Origin of the sequence: Pseudomonas sp. Sample_22 (assembly GCF_004307635.1) — a bacterium.
In the GTDB taxonomy this organism is placed as follows: domain Bacteria; phylum Pseudomonadota; class Gammaproteobacteria; order Pseudomonadales; family Pseudomonadaceae; genus Aquipseudomonas.
This window is the reverse complement of the sequence record NZ_RCNY01000084.1, coordinates 90,676-104,257: the sequence shown is the minus strand read 5'-3', so window position 1 is coordinate 104,257 and position 13,582 is coordinate 90,676. Positions and strand designations below refer to the sequence as shown.

At 58.1% G+C, this 13,582-nt stretch carries 15 protein-coding genes; 5 read left to right on the top strand and 10 right to left on the bottom strand.

Features of this window, described 5'->3' with window-relative positions:
• The first annotated feature begins 57 nt into the window (after positions 1 to 57).
• Complete coding sequence (rpsT, locus tag D8U73_RS22825; RefSeq protein ID WP_020798646.1) at positions 58 to 336, top strand: 30S ribosomal protein S20; 279 nt, start codon at positions 58 to 60, stop codon at positions 334 to 336.
• A 134-nt stretch (positions 337 to 470) separates the two neighbouring features.
• On the opposite strand, the gene D8U73_RS22820 is transcribed toward rpsT, so the two are convergent.
• The 5 genes from D8U73_RS22820 to rplU form a co-directional block, all read right to left on the bottom strand.
• Entirely contained in the window at positions 471 to 932 is a 462-nt protein-coding gene (locus tag D8U73_RS22820; RefSeq protein WP_056855667.1) for a CreA family protein, read from the bottom strand.
• Between the two features lie 12 nt (positions 933 to 944).
• Positions 945 to 2,063, bottom strand: a complete 1,119-nt coding sequence (proB, locus tag D8U73_RS22815; RefSeq protein ID WP_056855668.1) for a glutamate 5-kinase — start codon at positions 2,061 to 2,063, stop codon at positions 945 to 947.
• A gap of 147 nt (positions 2,064 to 2,210) precedes the next feature.
• The gene (gene cgtA / locus D8U73_RS22810; protein ID WP_056855669.1) at positions 2,211 to 3,434 is read right to left on the bottom strand and encodes an Obg family GTPase CgtA; all 1,224 of its coding nucleotides are present in this window, start codon (positions 3,432 to 3,434) and stop codon (positions 2,211 to 2,213) included.
• A 195-nt stretch (positions 3,435 to 3,629) separates the two neighbouring features.
• Complete coding sequence (rpmA, locus tag D8U73_RS22805; protein ID WP_003281574.1) at positions 3,630 to 3,887, bottom strand: 50S ribosomal protein L27; 258 nt, start codon at positions 3,885 to 3,887, stop codon at positions 3,630 to 3,632.
• Positions 3,888 to 3,922: 35 nt separating this feature from the next.
• Positions 3,923 to 4,237, bottom strand: coding sequence for a 50S ribosomal protein L21 (gene rplU, locus D8U73_RS22800; protein ID WP_003176051.1), 315 nt, complete (start codon positions 4,235 to 4,237; stop codon positions 3,923 to 3,925).
• A 240-nt stretch (positions 4,238 to 4,477) separates the two neighbouring features.
• Between rplU and D8U73_RS22795 the strand changes: the two genes are divergently transcribed.
• From D8U73_RS22795 to D8U73_RS22785, 3 genes are all read left to right on the top strand, one after another.
• The gene (locus D8U73_RS22795) at positions 4,478 to 5,446 is read left to right on the top strand and encodes a polyprenyl synthetase family protein (RefSeq protein WP_056855670.1); all 969 of its coding nucleotides are present in this window, start codon (positions 4,478 to 4,480) and stop codon (positions 5,444 to 5,446) included.
• A gap of 177 nt (positions 5,447 to 5,623) precedes the next feature.
• A complete protein-coding gene (locus tag D8U73_RS22790; protein ID WP_028624609.1) occupies positions 5,624 to 5,965 on the top strand; it encodes a zinc ribbon domain-containing protein YjdM in 342 nt (113 codons plus the stop codon).
• A gap of 206 nt (positions 5,966 to 6,171) precedes the next feature.
• Positions 6,172 to 6,429, top strand: a complete 258-nt coding sequence (locus D8U73_RS22785; RefSeq protein WP_130905859.1) for a hypothetical protein — start codon at positions 6,172 to 6,174, stop codon at positions 6,427 to 6,429.
• 113 nt (positions 6,430 to 6,542) lie between these two features.
• Here D8U73_RS22785 and D8U73_RS22780 read toward each other — a convergent pair whose 3' ends face one another.
• The 3 genes from D8U73_RS22780 to D8U73_RS22770 all read right to left on the bottom strand — a co-directional run bounded on the left by D8U73_RS22780 (position 6,543) and on the right by D8U73_RS22770 (position 8,216).
• On the bottom strand, positions 6,543 to 7,160 hold the full coding sequence (locus D8U73_RS22780) for an FKBP-type peptidyl-prolyl cis-trans isomerase (RefSeq protein WP_056855672.1): 618 nt from the start codon (positions 7,158 to 7,160) through the stop codon (positions 6,543 to 6,545).
• Positions 7,161 to 7,281: 121 nt separating this feature from the next.
• Positions 7,282 to 7,590 (bottom strand): DUF6482 family protein, encoded by a 309-nt coding sequence (locus D8U73_RS22775; protein ID WP_056855673.1) that lies wholly within the window; start codon positions 7,588 to 7,590, stop codon positions 7,282 to 7,284.
• Positions 7,591 to 7,727: 137 nt separating this feature from the next.
• Entirely contained in the window at positions 7,728 to 8,216 is a 489-nt protein-coding gene (locus D8U73_RS22770; RefSeq protein WP_007970904.1) for a TIGR00645 family protein, read from the bottom strand.
• A gap of 169 nt (positions 8,217 to 8,385) precedes the next feature.
• On the opposite strand from D8U73_RS22770, the gene D8U73_RS22765 reads away from it, so the two are divergent.
• Positions 8,386 to 10,215 carry a hypothetical protein gene (locus D8U73_RS22765; protein ID WP_130905858.1) on the top strand — a complete coding sequence of 610 codons (1,830 nt, stop codon included), beginning with the start codon at positions 8,386 to 8,388 and terminating at the stop codon, positions 10,213 to 10,215.
• A 6-nt stretch (positions 10,216 to 10,221) separates the two neighbouring features.
• On the opposite strand, the gene D8U73_RS22760 is transcribed toward D8U73_RS22765, so the two are convergent.
• Positions 10,222 to 10,563 (bottom strand): hypothetical protein, encoded by a 342-nt coding sequence (locus D8U73_RS22760; RefSeq protein WP_056855675.1) that lies wholly within the window; start codon positions 10,561 to 10,563, stop codon positions 10,222 to 10,224.
• A 321-nt stretch (positions 10,564 to 10,884) separates the two neighbouring features.
• Entirely contained in the window at positions 10,885 to 13,323 is a 2,439-nt protein-coding gene (locus D8U73_RS22755) for an ATP-binding protein (RefSeq protein ID WP_056855676.1), read from the bottom strand.
• Between the last annotated feature and the right edge of the window lie 259 nt (positions 13,324 to 13,582).

Sequence of the window (13,582 nt, the reverse complement as noted above, 5' to 3'; positions counted from 1 at the left end):
TGATTCGCGGCCTATTTTGTTTGCTATTTCCTAAAAAGTCTTTCGAGGAGCTCGACGGTGGCCAACTCACCTTCCGCCAAAAAACGTGCAAAACAGGCTGAGAAGCGTCGCAGCCACAACGCCAGCCTGCGTTCCATGGTTCGTACCTACATCAAGAATGTAGTTAAAGCCATCGACGCAAAAGACGCTGAAAAAGCTCAAGCTGCTTACGTTCTGGCTGTGCCAGTTATCGACCGCATGGCCGATAAAGGCATCATCCACAAGAACAAGGCTGCTCGCCATAAGAGCCGCCTGAATGGCCACGTTAAGGCCCTGAACGTTGCCGCTGCTGCCTAAGCGACTCGTTCATTAAAAAACCGACCTCAGGGTCGGTTTTTTATTGCCTGCGATTTGGTGCGCATCAATCCACACCTTCGCGGACAAGCCCCACCCAGCAGGAGCGAGGCCTGGCCGCGAAGACAATCTTCAAATCACTGCTGAGCCCACGGCAAGATCGGGATCGCCGTCACCGCATTCTGCGGACTGCCTTCGATCAAGCGATCGCTGTACACCAGATACACCAGCGTATTGCGCTTCTTGTCGAGGAAACGCACCACCTGCATGGTTTTGAACACCAGCGACGTGCGCTCCTTGAACACCTCGTCGCCATCCTTGAGCTCACCCTTGAAACTGATCGGCCCCACCTGGCGACAAGCGATGGACGCTTCGGCACGATCTTCAGCCAAGCCAAGACCACCCTTCACGCCGCCCGTCTTGGCGCGCGACAGATAGCAGGTCACACCTTCGACCTTGGGATCATCAAACGCCTCGACGACGATCCGGTCATTCGGGCCGACGAATTTGAACACCGTCGACACTTGACCAATCTCCTCGGCCGAAGCCAACAACGGCATTGCCAACAGCAGCCCCAACAATCCTTTTGCCACGCGCATTCAGGTATTCCTTCAGACCAGAATCAGGTTATCGCGGTGAACCAGTTCCGGTTCCGCCATGTAACCCAACAGACCGACAATCGCATCAGACGACTGACCGATGATTTTTTGTGCTTCCAGCGCGCTGTAGTTGGCCAGGCCACGGGCAATCTCACGACCGTCCGGCGCCACGCAAACCACCATTTCGCCGCGACGGAAACTGCCCTGGACCAGCTTGACCCCAACCGGCAACAAGCTTTTATTGCCCTTAGACAACGCCGTCACAGCCCCCGCATCGAGCACCAGGGTGCCACGGGTTTGCAGATGCCCGGCCAGCCATTGCTTGCGCGCCGCCAGCATGCCGCGCTCCGGCGAGAGCAAGGTGCCAATGCGCTCGCCAGCCTTGAGGCGATCCAGCACACGCTCAAGACGCCCACCAACGATGATGGTATGCGCCCCGGAACGCGCCGCCAGACGCGCCGCGCGCAGCTTGGTCTGCATGCCGCCACGACCCAGCGCACCACCCGTACCACCCGCCACCGCATCAAGTGCGGGATCATCGGCGCGCGCTTCGTAGATCAGCTGTGCATCGGGATTGTTGCGCGGATCGGCGTCGAACATGCCGTCGCGATCGGTCAGGATCACCAGCAAATCAGCCTCGACCAGGTTGGCCACCAGCGCCGCCAGGGTATCGTTGTCGCCGAAACGGATTTCGTCGGTGACCACGGTGTCGTTCTCGTTGATGACAGGGATCACTTTCAGCTCAACCAGCGCACGCAAGGTACTGCGGGCGTTGAGGTAGCGCTTGCGGTCAGACAAGTCGTCGTGGGTCAGGAGAATCTGCGCCGTGTGCCGACCATGCTCGGCAAAGCTCGACTCCCAGGCCTGCACGAGCCCCATCTGGCCGATTGCCGCAGCGGCCTGGAGTTCGTGCATTGCACTGGGTCGCGAGGTCCAGCCCAGACGGCTCATACCGGCCGCCACCGCCCCAGAGGACACCAGCACCAGCTCGACGCCCGCCTCATGCAGGGCCACCATCTGCTCTACCCAGACACCCATTGCCGCGCGATCCAGGCCTTTGCCGTCTGCCGTCAGCAAAGCGCTGCCGATCTTCACGACCCAACGCTGCGCACCTGTCACCTTGCTCCGCATCATCTTCAACCTTTGCTTTGAGGACAGCGCGACCTGGCACTGCCCGTGACGTTATTCGTGGTTATTCGTGGTTATGAGTGACCATCGACGATTTCCAGATACTAAAACGCCGCTCGATTGAGCGGCGCTTAAGTTTATCGCAACGAATCAGTCACGCACGTAAATGATTTCCGGACCGTCTTCGTCATCCACATCTTCTTCATCCCAATCATCGTCACCGATGTCATGGACCGACTTCACGCCACTGCGACGCAGAGCACGCTGATCGTCCAGCGCCTGCAGCTGGGCACGCGCCTCATCTTCAATGCGCTGATCGAGATCGGCCAATTCTTCCTTGTAGGCCGGGTCGTTGGCCAGGCGATCGGCGCGATCTTCCAGGTAACGCATGATGTCGTGGCACAGACGCTCGGTGTTCTGCTTGGCGATGGCCGAGATCACATAGACCGGACCGGTCCACTCCAGACGATCGACGATCTCCTTGACGCGAGCATCGTGCTCTTCATCGAGGATCTGGTCGCACTTGTTCAGGATCAACCAGCGATCGCGCTCAGCCAGCGACGGACTGAATTTGGTCAGCTCGTTGACGATGACTTCGGCGGCGTCCGGAGCGCTGGTTTCATCCAGCGGCGCCATGTCGACGAGGTGCAGCAACAGACGGGTACGCGACAAGTGCTTGAGGAAGCGAATCCCCAGACCCGCGCCATCGGAAGCGCCTTCGATCAGACCCGGGATGTCCGCGACCACGAAGCTTTTCCAGCGATCGACGCTGACCACACCCAGGTTCGGCACCAGGGTTGTGAACGGGTAATCGGCCACTTTCGGCTTGGCGGCCGATACCGAACGGATAAAGGTACTTTTACCAGCGTTCGGCAAGCCCAGCAGACCGACGTCCGCGAGCACTTTCATTTCCAGCTTCAGGTCACGCTGCTCACCCGGCTTGCCCGGCGTAGTCTGGCGTGGCGCACGGTTGGTACTGGATTTGAAACGGGTGTTGCCCAGGCCGTGCCAGCCACCATGAGCCACCATCAGCTTCTGGCCGGCCTTGGTCAGGTCGCCGATCACTTCTTGAGTGGCAGAGTCGATCACCGTGGTACCCACAGGTACACGCAGGATCAGATCCTCGCCCTTCTTGCCGGTGCAGTCGGTGCTGCCGCCGTTGGAGCCACGCTCGGCATCGAAGTGCCGGGTGTAACGGTAGTCGACCAGGGTGTTGAGGTTCTCGTCGGCCATCATGTAGATGGAACCGCCATCACCGCCATCACCGCCGTTAGGGCCACCGTTTTCGATGAATTTTTCGCGACGGAAACTCATGCAGCCATTGCCGCCGTCACCGGCCTTTACTCGAATCGATACTTCATCAACAAACTTCATAACAAACGCCTCTCGCCATACGGACGAGCCGAAAAACAATCAAGACATAAGACTCTTGCAAAAATGAGCGCAGCGACCCCAAACCACGACACCTACATCGTACGCCGACAGCCCATACAAACAGCTTTGCAAGAGACTCACCCCACAAACGAAAAAGCCCCGTCGCGAGACAGGGCTTTTCCAGCGATCGCGCAATTAAGCTGCGACTACGCTCACGTAACGACGACCGAAGGCGCCTTTTACTTCGAACTTGATCACGCCTTCGACTTTAGCGAAGAGGGTGTGATCCTTACCCATGCCAACGCCGTAGCCAGCGTGGAATTGGGTGCCGCGCTGACGCACGATGATGTTGCCTGCTTTGATAGCCTGGCCGCCATACATCTTCACGCCAAGGCGTTTGGCTTCTGAGTCGCGACCGTTACGGGTACTACCACCAGCTTTTTTGTGTGCCATGAGTTCAATTCTCCTAGTGAGGAATTAGGCTGAAATTAAGCCTGAATACCGGTGATTTTGATCTCGGTGTACCACTGGCGGTGGCCCATACGCTTCATGTGGTGCTTACGACGACGGAACTTGATGATGCGGACTTTATCGTGACGACCTTGGGAGATCACTTCAGCCACAACGGTAGCGCCAGCAACAACTGGAGCACCGATATTCACGTCGTCACCGTTGGCAACCAACAGAACGCGATCAAAGGTAACGGATTCGCCGGTAGCGATTTCCAGTTTTTCGATCTTCAGGTATTCACCTGGGGCGACTTTGTACTGCTTGCCGCCAGTAACGATTACTGCATAAGACATGGTATTTCTCCGATAATCCTGCTCACCCAGCTCTTTATAAGAAGAGGTATTGGCTGGCATGGCTGCATGGGGCTGGAAGGCCCGCTTGCAATTGCGTAAGGCAGGTGCTGCCCAGGAAGTTCAGGGTGCGCGATTGTACGCAAGGCACGAGCGCCTTGCAATAGGCCGTCCATCGCGCCTTGACAGGCCCGGACGTGGGTCCTAGCATGCCGCGCAACCCTTCTGGAGCGACTGTCGCTGATGCAACCCCAAGCTTTCTACCGCGCGGTGGCGGACGATTTTAGCGCCGTCGACGGCATCATCAAGAAGCAGCTGACTTCCCGAGTGCCGCTGGTATCGAAAATCGGCGATTACATTACCTCGGCCGGCGGCAAGCGCCTGCGTCCTTTATTGGTGCTGCTTTCTGGCAAGGCCCTGGGACGTGAAGGCGATGACCTGCGACTGCTGGCCGCCACCATCGAATTCCTGCACACCGCTACCTTGCTGCATGACGACGTGGTCGATATGTCCGGCATGCGCCGAGGCCGCTCGACCGCCAACGCCATGTGGGGCAATGCACCCAGCGTACTGGTCGGCGACTTCCTGTATTCGCGTTCATTCGAAATGATGGTCGAACTGGGCTCCATGCCCGTGATGAAGATCCTTTCGCAAGCCACGCGCATCATCGCCGAAGGCGAAGTGTTGCAGCTGTCGAAGGTTCGTGACGCCAGCACCACCGAAGAAACCTACATGGAAGTCATCCGCGGCAAAACCGCGATGCTCTTCGAAGCCTCGACCCACAGCGCCGCCGCCCTGGCCGGCGCAACGCCCGAGCAGAGCGAAGCACTGCGCATGTTCGGCGATCACCTGGGCGTGGCTTTCCAACTGGTCGACGACCTGCTCGACTATAAAGGCGATGCCGAAACCCTGGGCAAGAACGTCGGTGACGATCTGGCCGAAGGCAAGCCGACCCTGCCGCTGATCTACACCATGCGCGAAGGCACGCCGGAACAGGCCGCCCTGGTGCGCAAGGCGATCCAGAAAGGCGGCATCGAAGACCTGGAGAGCATCCGCGTAGCCGTGGAAGCCTCGGGCTCGCTGGAATACACCGCACAACTGGCTCGCGATTATGTGGCCCGAGCGATCAAATGCCTCGAAGTGCTGCCGCCGAGCGAGTATCGCGATGCGCTGGTCGAACTGAGCGAGTTTTCGGTAGCCCGCACGCACTGATACTCCCTTCGTAGGAGCGAGGCTTGCCGCGAAGGCAATTTGTCAGTCAAATTGATGTCGACTGGTAGATCGCCTTCGCGGACAAGCTTCGCCCCTGCAATTCATGTGTCGCCCCTCACCCGCTAAAAACCCTATACAATGTGCGCTTTTTAGCGATCCTGAATCCAAGGAGCCTTAGTGAGCACGTTGCCACCCTGCCCGAAATGCAATTCCGAATACACCTATGAAGACGGCGCCCAGCTGATCTGCCCTGAGTGCGCCCACGAATGGTCCGCCACCGGCGAAGCCGAAGCGGCATCCGATGACGCGGTGAAAAAGGATTCGGTCGGCAACGTCCTGCAGGACGGCGACACCATTACCGTGATCAAGGACCTCAAGGTCAAGGGCACGTCCCTGGTGGTCAAGGTCGGCACCAAGGTCAAGAACATCCGCCTGTGCGATGGCGATCACGACATCGACTGCAAGATCGACGGCATCGGCCCGATGAAACTCAAATCCGAGTTCGTCAGAAAAGTCTGATATTGCTGTATTCCATCCCGCGCCAAGCGTGGGATGGCACTTCGCCCTCTCCCGTCCCACCCAGCAATTTCACGCAATAGCCAAAGGCCAGCCGTTTTGACCTTACGCAATCTTTACCCGGAAAAAAGCGCAAACCTCTAATCGATCCTTGCTATTTATTGAATAGGAATTATTCTCATTGAAACTATCAATGGAGATGAGAACCCATGACTTATTTGATCGATGCCTGGCTGGATCGCCCGCACCCTTACCTCAGGATCCTTCATCGGGAAACCGGGGAAGTCTGTGCCGTACTGGAAGAGGAGGCCTTGAACGAACTTCAGAATCAGGGTGACCTGGACCTCAGCGGCTTGAGCTCAATCGAGCCTGTGGTGCTCAAGGAAGTGGTGCGCAACCTGTTTCTGTTCTGCTATGCGCGGGCGTTGCGCCCTTCGCATGATCTGCAGCACAAGTTGGAACTATGAAAAACGCAAAACCTGTAGGAGCCGGCTTGCTGGCGATGCAGTCACCTCGGTCCAGACTTCAAACCGGGTAGATCCAATTCGCCAGCAAGCCGGCTCCTACAGGCAGGGCAGTCTTACAGAACGTCGAGCAGTTCGACGTCGAACACCAGAACGCTGTGCGGCGGAATGCTGCCAACGCCTTGAGCGCCGTAAGCCAGTTCACTCGGCACGTACAGGCGCCATTTGCTGCCGGCATTCATCAGTTGCAGGGCTTCGGTCCAGCCAGCGATCACGCCGCCAACCGGGAATTCTGCAGGCTGGCCACGCTCGTAGGAGCTGTCGAACACGGTGCCGTCGATCAGGGTGCCGTGGTAGTGAGTACGCACGGTGTCTTCACGGGATGGCTTGGCGCCTTCACCGGCAGTCAGTACTTCGAACTGCAGGCCGGAGGCCAGGGTGGTGATGCCGTCACGCTTGGCGTTTTCAGCCAGGAAGGCCAGGCCTTCGCCAGCGGCCGCTTCAGCCTTGGCTGCTGCTTCGGCTTGCATGATTTCGCGAATCACCTTGAAGCTCGCGGACATTTCTTCCTGGCCGACACGGCTAGGCAGACCGGCAAACGCGTCGGTCAGGCCGGCCAGGATCGCGTCCAGGCTGACGCCCGGTGGCGGGTTGTCGCGCAGTTGGTCGCCCAACTGACGGCCGATACCGTAGCTGACGCGTGTTTCGTCGGTGGACAGATTTACTTCGGACATGACACTGCTCCGCTGTGCGGACGGCCCGGGAACTTGCCGTGCGTGCACAGCGCGTCCCGGAGCGCCCGGAACCAAAAGGGCCAGCAGACTAGCACAGTTGCCATAGCGTTGATCAGGGGCATCAGCCCTGATGCGGTGAACGCTGCTCGATCGGCACTTTCAGGCTTTCTTCAATGCCACCCAGCCCGCACATCTCGTCATGCACCAGAGTGTGCACCAGATTGAAGTTCAACTTGGGAAAGGAGCGCAGCACATCACGGGCGTGCTCAACTGATCGCAGGTGCATCATGTGGCCGTGGGTATCGCTCAACGGATACGCCGCGCCATGCATCCGTGCCTCCAGCAAATAGATGCCTCCCTCCAGCGAGATCAGGTTCAGCTCATCGACTTTCCCGGCGACGGCATAAGCATTCAACTCTTGCAGGTTCATGAAACACACCTCACGCATTGGCGAACCAAGACATCTACAGGCATATGCCTCGGCACCTCAAAGCACAAGCCAAAAACGACGCCGCCCGTCTGTTTCTGCAACAGACGGGCGGCGGCACAGCGATCAGCAACAGGTGATCAGTGCTTGGTCACTTTATCCAGGTAACCCATGGCGAACGCTGACACGACGAAGGTCATATGGATGATCACGTACCACTGCAAATGCTCGGGATCGACATTTTTGGCGTCCATGAAGATGCGCAGCAGGTGGATGGACGAAATGGCCACGATGGAGGCGGCCACTTTCATCTTCAGCGACGAAGAGTCCATGGTACCCAGCCAGTTGAGCTTTTCCTTGCTGTCGTCGATGTCCAGTTGCGAGACGAAGTTTTCGTAACCGGAAATCATCACCATCACCAGCAAACCGCCCACCAGCGCCATGTCGATCAACGACAGCAGAACCAGAATCAGGTCCGATTCGGCCATCGAAAATACATTGGGTATGACGTGGAAGACTTCCTGGAAAAATTTAAGCGCCAGCGCCAACAACCCAAGGGACAAGCCAAAGTAGATCGGCGCCAGCAACCAGCGGGATGCGTACATTGCGTTTTCGATAAAGCGTTCCATTGAATCTCACAGGTGGTCTGAAAATGGACGCGAGTATAACAGCCACCTGCCCTTCCTCAGAAGCGGCCATAAACCACCGGGAATCTGCCACCTGCGCGGTGTGTGGCAACGTTTTCTGCTAGTGTCCAGATCATTGATATTGCCGTGATATCGGACAGGAAGACTGGAAATGGATGTGCGACTACCCCTGACGAGTGCCGGAATCTGCCTGGCCGTGCTGCTGAGCGGCTGTTCGCCCAGCGAAGAGAAACGCCAGGTGAGCCTCGAGGAAAAGACTGCGCAGTTCGAAAAATCGCTGGATGCGATCGAGGATCCGAAACTCAAGGATGCCGTGGCCGAGCTCGGCGGTTCGCTGCTGTTGCTTGAACGGGCGCAACTCAAGCTCGACAGCAAACCATTGGAAACCGAGTACGGCGAAGACGTCCTCGCCGTGCTAAAGCACTACCCCACGCCACAAGCGCTGGTCGATACCTACATCAACGGCCTGTTCGTACTGCATAAAGATTCCAGTTCAGATTACCTGACCGACCTGCAGCCGGTATTCCCCTTCAATTTCAGTATTCCGGCGGCCTTCATTTTCCCTCATGGGTTGCAATGGCAGTCGGTGACCCTGAGCAATAAACGGGTGATAGCCTTTCAGCCGGAATGGTCGGAAACCGATCCCGGCATTCAGTTGAGTCCTTCGAGTTCAAACCTGACCAACCCTGATGACCTGACGGTGGCCTACCCCTTCATCGACGGGCTCGACGTCGACATCAAGAATCAGCCTCAGCCGGTCAGCCTGCAAGGCACGGTGGAGGTCATCGCACCTCGCCGGCTCTATAGCTTCGACCTGACGAAAAAGGACGAGGGCCAGACCCGCACCAATGACAACCTGAGCGTCACCTTGATCAAGCTGGGCACCAACTATGCCGAAGTCGAGTTCAGCAACAGTGCGCCACAAGCCCCCGAGATCGGGGAAACCCCGCTGAACCCATTGATCGTCCAGGCCCGGGACGCCACCGGGCAATTTCTCTCACGCTCTGGCTCAATCAACGAAACCGCTACAAAAATCGCCTTCTACCAAAAGCAGCTGGCGAAGATGCAGCAACAAAAGGTCTGGAGCGAGGCGCTGGAAAAACAACTCGATGATGAGCAACGCAACTTCGAGAAACAACAAACCCACCGTTATTCAAAAGTGTATTTCAACGGTCCCATCGAAACCCTCGAAGTCAGCCTGCTGGACTTCTCGAGCGCCACGGTAACCCGCAAGGACTTGAACCTGCCGGTACGCCGTTTCGACCGCAGCACCACGGACAAGGCCATCCAACCGCTGAACCTGCCGGTGGTGGTATATGACGACCAGGCCTCGACATGGCTCAAGGGGGCAACGCTGACTGAGGAACAACTGAAAAAAGGCGTGAGCATCAGCCAATCGGTCGAAGACCCCAGCGCCGCGCTAATCGAATTCAATCACTTGAGAAGCTTCAATGACGAGTTGCTGGGGTCGTCATTCAACCCCGGTGAAAGCCCGGTCAGTTTCTTCACCGAGGACAGCCGTGGCAAACGGGATGAACCCATTGAATTGCCACCGCAGGCCTATCAGGTCGACCCATTACGCGGCAGCATCACCTACGATCTGAACCTGTTCCCGGAAACACCGGCTTATGTGGTGGGCTCCATACCGTTGTTTCTTGCGACCATCGACAAAAAGACCTTCGATGCCCATCAATTGCCCAAGGGGCTGGAGTTCAAAGGCAACACGCTAGTGGTGGATCTCAAGAAATTTCCCGAACAGGACTGGCGCTTTTTCACCAAGGATGAGAGCGGCAATTACCTCAAGGAAATTCTAGCGGTCAATCATCTCGCGAGCGCAGAAGGGCCGGCGCTGTTTGCCGTACATTACTTCTATGGGCAGCCCACACGCCTGGAGACCTATCAACGAACTGACCTCGCCACCGTGCCCTACGGTTTCGAGGTCAGACTCGACAAGGCCGACTTGAGCAAACTGCCCGAATAGCAGAAGTCAGTGTTCGGGACGAAATTCGAAGCCACCCACGTTACGGCAGCGGCCGCCATTGATTTCCCGCAGCTGGGCTTGCAGATGCAGGCACCAGATTTGCGGATCATCGGCCAGCTCATAGCCGTGCAGTGTCAGGCTTTCAACAATGGTGTCGAGGATGGTTTCAGCCGCAAAGGGGCCATGGAACGGGCCTTGGGCTTTGATGGCTGAAGGTTGCTCGCCAGCCATTCCGGCGGCGAAGAGCAAGGTCCACATCCCCGTATCCCCGGCCAGCGGCTTGATGGCGCATTCGATACGGGTCACGAGACCCAGGCATTGACGAGTGAGGCAGAGGTTGCGCGACATGGCGGCGACCCTCGGTCGATCCGGTATTCAGCCCTCATGGGAAAGGCTGTTTCGATCCAGTGATTACTGTCCTTGTCCTTGAGCAGAGAATAGAAGAAAAGAACGAGTTGCAGACCAATCGACACCAGAAGGCGCCGAATGGTCATAGTGTGAATATTGACGCCAGAGTGATGGCGTTTTTTTGTTGAATACACCGTGTAAAAATGCAGAAGCGAGCCTGCTCGCGATGGCGGTGTGCCAAACAACATAATGTTGAATGTCAGTCCGCTTTCGCGAGCAGGCTCGCTCCTACAGTGGATCGGTGCGAAGTTCAGGCTTGCATCAAGCCGGTTTGGCCTCCACCAACGCCTCGATCGCCATTTCCTTCTCGGCTTCCTTCAGGTCGTCCTCGTTGATCATCTCCGCGATGACCCGCAAGCGCTCCACCACCCGCGCATTGACGCTGCCTTCAGGGAATTCGCCATTCTCGTCCGGCTCACCCGCAGGCTCACCCACCAGCAGGCTCAACGCCTCATCGGCCTGGCGTACCGCATAAACGTGGAATTGCCCGGCGCGCACCGCCGCCAGCACTTTTTCATCCAGCATCAGCGTGGCGACGTTGGCCTGGGGAATGATCGCCCCCTGCTCGCCCGTCAACCCGCGGGCTTCGCACAGACGGAAGAAGCCTTCGATCTTCTCGTTGACCCCTCCCACTGCCTGTACTTCACCGAACTGGTTGATCGAACCGGTAATCGCAAAGCACTGCTTGAGCGGAGTTTTCGACAAGGCCGAAATCAGTGTGCATGCCTCACCGAGTGAAGCGCTGTCGCCATCCACATAACCGTAGGACTGCTCAAGGGCGATACTGGCGGAAATGGCCAACGGGAATTCCTGGGCGTAACGGCTGCCCAGGTATCCGGTGAGGATCATCACGCCTTTGGAGTGAATGGGCTGGCCGAGGTTGACCTCGCGCTCGATGTCGACGATGCCGCTGCCCCCCGGGTACACCGTGGCGGAAATCCGCGCCGGCACGCCGAAGGCCGAATCGCCGACCTCCAGCACCGTCAAGCCGTTGCACTTGCCGACAGCCGCGCCATCGGTATCGATCAGGATGATCCCCGCCAGCATGTCATCGAGAATCCGCGCCGACACGCGCCCGGTGCGGGTAGCCTTGGCTTTGAGCGCACGTTCGATGTGCCCGGCGTCGGTCATTTCATCGCCGGCCAGATGGCGAATGAAATCCGCCTCGCTGACCAATTGGAACAAATCACCGATACGCGCCGACAAGCGCCCTTGATGCTCGGCCAGACGCGCACTGTAGGTCGCCAGGCGCGCCACCGCATCGGCGGTCAGCGGCGCCATGCCTTCCTCGGAAGTGCGGGTTTTGAGCAACTGGGCGAACTGTTCCAGGCTCTCGTCGACCATCGGGATGTCTTCGTCGAAGTCCACCAGCACGCGGAACATTTCCTGGAAGTCCGGATCGAGGTCCTGCAGCGTGTAATACAGCGAACGGGCACCAATGATGACGACTTTGACCTGCAAAGGAATGTGCTGCGGGTTCAGCGTGACAGTGGCGAAACGGCCCATTTCGCCCAGCGGCGATTCCATTTTCAGCTTGCGCGATTGCAGGGCTCGCTTCAGCGCATCCCACACGAAAGGCTCGCTGAGCATTTTTTCCGCTTCGAGAATCAGGAAACCGCCATTGGCGCGATGCAGTGCACCCGGGCGTAATTGCCGATAGGTGGTGTACAGCGCGCCCTGATCGGTGCTGTATTCAATGCGGCCGAACAGGTTTTCGTAGGTCGGGTGCGGTTCAAACACCACGGGCGCGCCGCCACTGGCCGAATGGCCGACCACCAGGCTCGGTGCGTATTGTTCCTCGAGCAATTTGCGGGCGACGGCGTCGGTCTTGCTGTCGTCTACCAATTGCTCGACCACGGTCTTGAGCAGATACACCTGCATCGCTTGCAAATACCCGCACACGGCGGCGTTCTCGGCGTACTTCTCCGACAACGGCGACAGCAGCGGCTGCAGGGCCAGGGTGATGGTTTCTTCGTTGAGGTGGCGCAGTTGATTGCTCGATTCACGCTTCCATTGCGGCAGGCTGGCGAGCTCTTCGTTCAAGCGCTCCTCCAAAGCCGAGATGTCGTCGTGGAATCGATCGCGTTCGGCTTCCGGCAACTGCGCGAACTCCGCTTCGTCCAACGCCTTGCCTTCGCTCATCGGTGTGAAGGCGATGTTGCTGGCATCGCGGTACAGCGCGACTTCCTTTTCCAGGGCCAGGCGCTCGATCACGTCCAGCGCCTTGTCATAGCGCTGGTTGAAGGCGCGGTCGATGGCGCTTTTTTTCTGCTGGTAGGACGGGTGTTCGAACACCGCTGGAAAAGTCGCCAGCAGGTTATCGATCAAGCCGTTGATATCCCCCATGAAGGCACCGGCGGTGCCCGACGGCAGTTCCAGGGCACGCGGCTCGCGCGGCTCATCGAAATTATTGACGTAGACCCAGTCCGCCGGGGTCTGCAGGCGCTTGCCTTCGGCTTTCAGGTAGCGTTTGACGAAGGAGAACCGGCCGGTGCCGGGCTCGCCCATGACGAACACGTTGTAACCGGGGCGTGGCATGGCCACACCGAACTGCAAGGCTTCGACCGCACGTTCCTGGCCAAGCACACCGCGAAAGGGCTCCAGATCATTGGTGGTAGAGAAGCTGAACTGTTCAGCGGAAAACGGACGGGTCAGCGCTTCGGGCGCTAGACGCAAGCTGGCAGCAACAGGATCAGGCATCGGGCTTCCTTACATCAGGCGGGGCAGATAGCGGCATTCTGGCGCTGCCTGTGCCTGACTGGCAAGGAGCGCCTGCGGCCAAAGCATAGACAAGTCGCTGCGCCCCGATGAGCTTGCGTCAAATCACTGTTTTCAACGAATGTTTTGCAAAAAATCACGGAACTGCGCGATCGTGCCTAAACTCCAAACTGCGCGGCTGGACTTATAACCGGCCCAACTGACGTCGGAACGCCGTCAGACCCCTTGTCCATTGGTATGC

What these genes read in the sequence shown, in the direction of transcription:
- D8U73_RS22820 (WP_056855667.1), bottom strand. Translation starts at nt 932, where the DNA reads ATGCGCGTGGCAAAAGGATTGTTGGGGCTGCTGTTGGCAATGCCGTTG.
- D8U73_RS22795 (WP_056855670.1), top strand. Translation starts at nt 4,478, where the DNA reads ATGCAACCCCAAGCTTTCTACCGCGCGGTGGCGGACGATTTTAGCGCC.
- rplU (WP_003176051.1), bottom strand. Translation starts at nt 4,237, where the DNA reads ATGTCTTATGCAGTAATCGTTACTGGCGGCAAGCAGTACAAAGTCGCC.
- D8U73_RS22760 (WP_056855675.1), bottom strand. Translation starts at nt 10,563, where the DNA reads ATGTCGCGCAACCTCTGCCTCACTCGTCAATGCCTGGGTCTCGTGACC.
- D8U73_RS22780 (WP_056855672.1), bottom strand. Translation starts at nt 7,160, where the DNA reads ATGTCCGAAGTAAATCTGTCCACCGACGAAACACGCGTCAGCTACGGT.
- D8U73_RS22770 (WP_007970904.1), bottom strand. Translation starts at nt 8,216, where the DNA reads ATGGAACGCTTTATCGAAAACGCAATGTACGCATCCCGCTGGTTGCTG.
- rpmA (WP_003281574.1), bottom strand. Translation starts at nt 3,887, where the DNA reads ATGGCACACAAAAAAGCTGGTGGTAGTACCCGTAACGGTCGCGACTCA.
- proB (WP_056855668.1), bottom strand. Translation starts at nt 2,063, where the DNA reads ATGCGGAGCAAGGTGACAGGTGCGCAGCGTTGGGTCGTGAAGATCGGC.
- cgtA (WP_056855669.1), bottom strand. Translation starts at nt 3,434, where the DNA reads ATGAAGTTTGTTGATGAAGTATCGATTCGAGTAAAGGCCGGTGACGGC.
- D8U73_RS22755 (WP_056855676.1), bottom strand. Translation starts at nt 13,323, where the DNA reads ATGCCTGATCCTGTTGCTGCCAGCTTGCGTCTAGCGCCCGAAGCGCTG.
- D8U73_RS22765 (WP_130905858.1), top strand. Translation starts at nt 8,386, where the DNA reads ATGGATGTGCGACTACCCCTGACGAGTGCCGGAATCTGCCTGGCCGTG.
- D8U73_RS22775 (WP_056855673.1), bottom strand. Translation starts at nt 7,590, where the DNA reads ATGAACCTGCAAGAGTTGAATGCTTATGCCGTCGCCGGGAAAGTCGAT.
- D8U73_RS22785 (WP_130905859.1), top strand. Translation starts at nt 6,172, where the DNA reads ATGACTTATTTGATCGATGCCTGGCTGGATCGCCCGCACCCTTACCTC.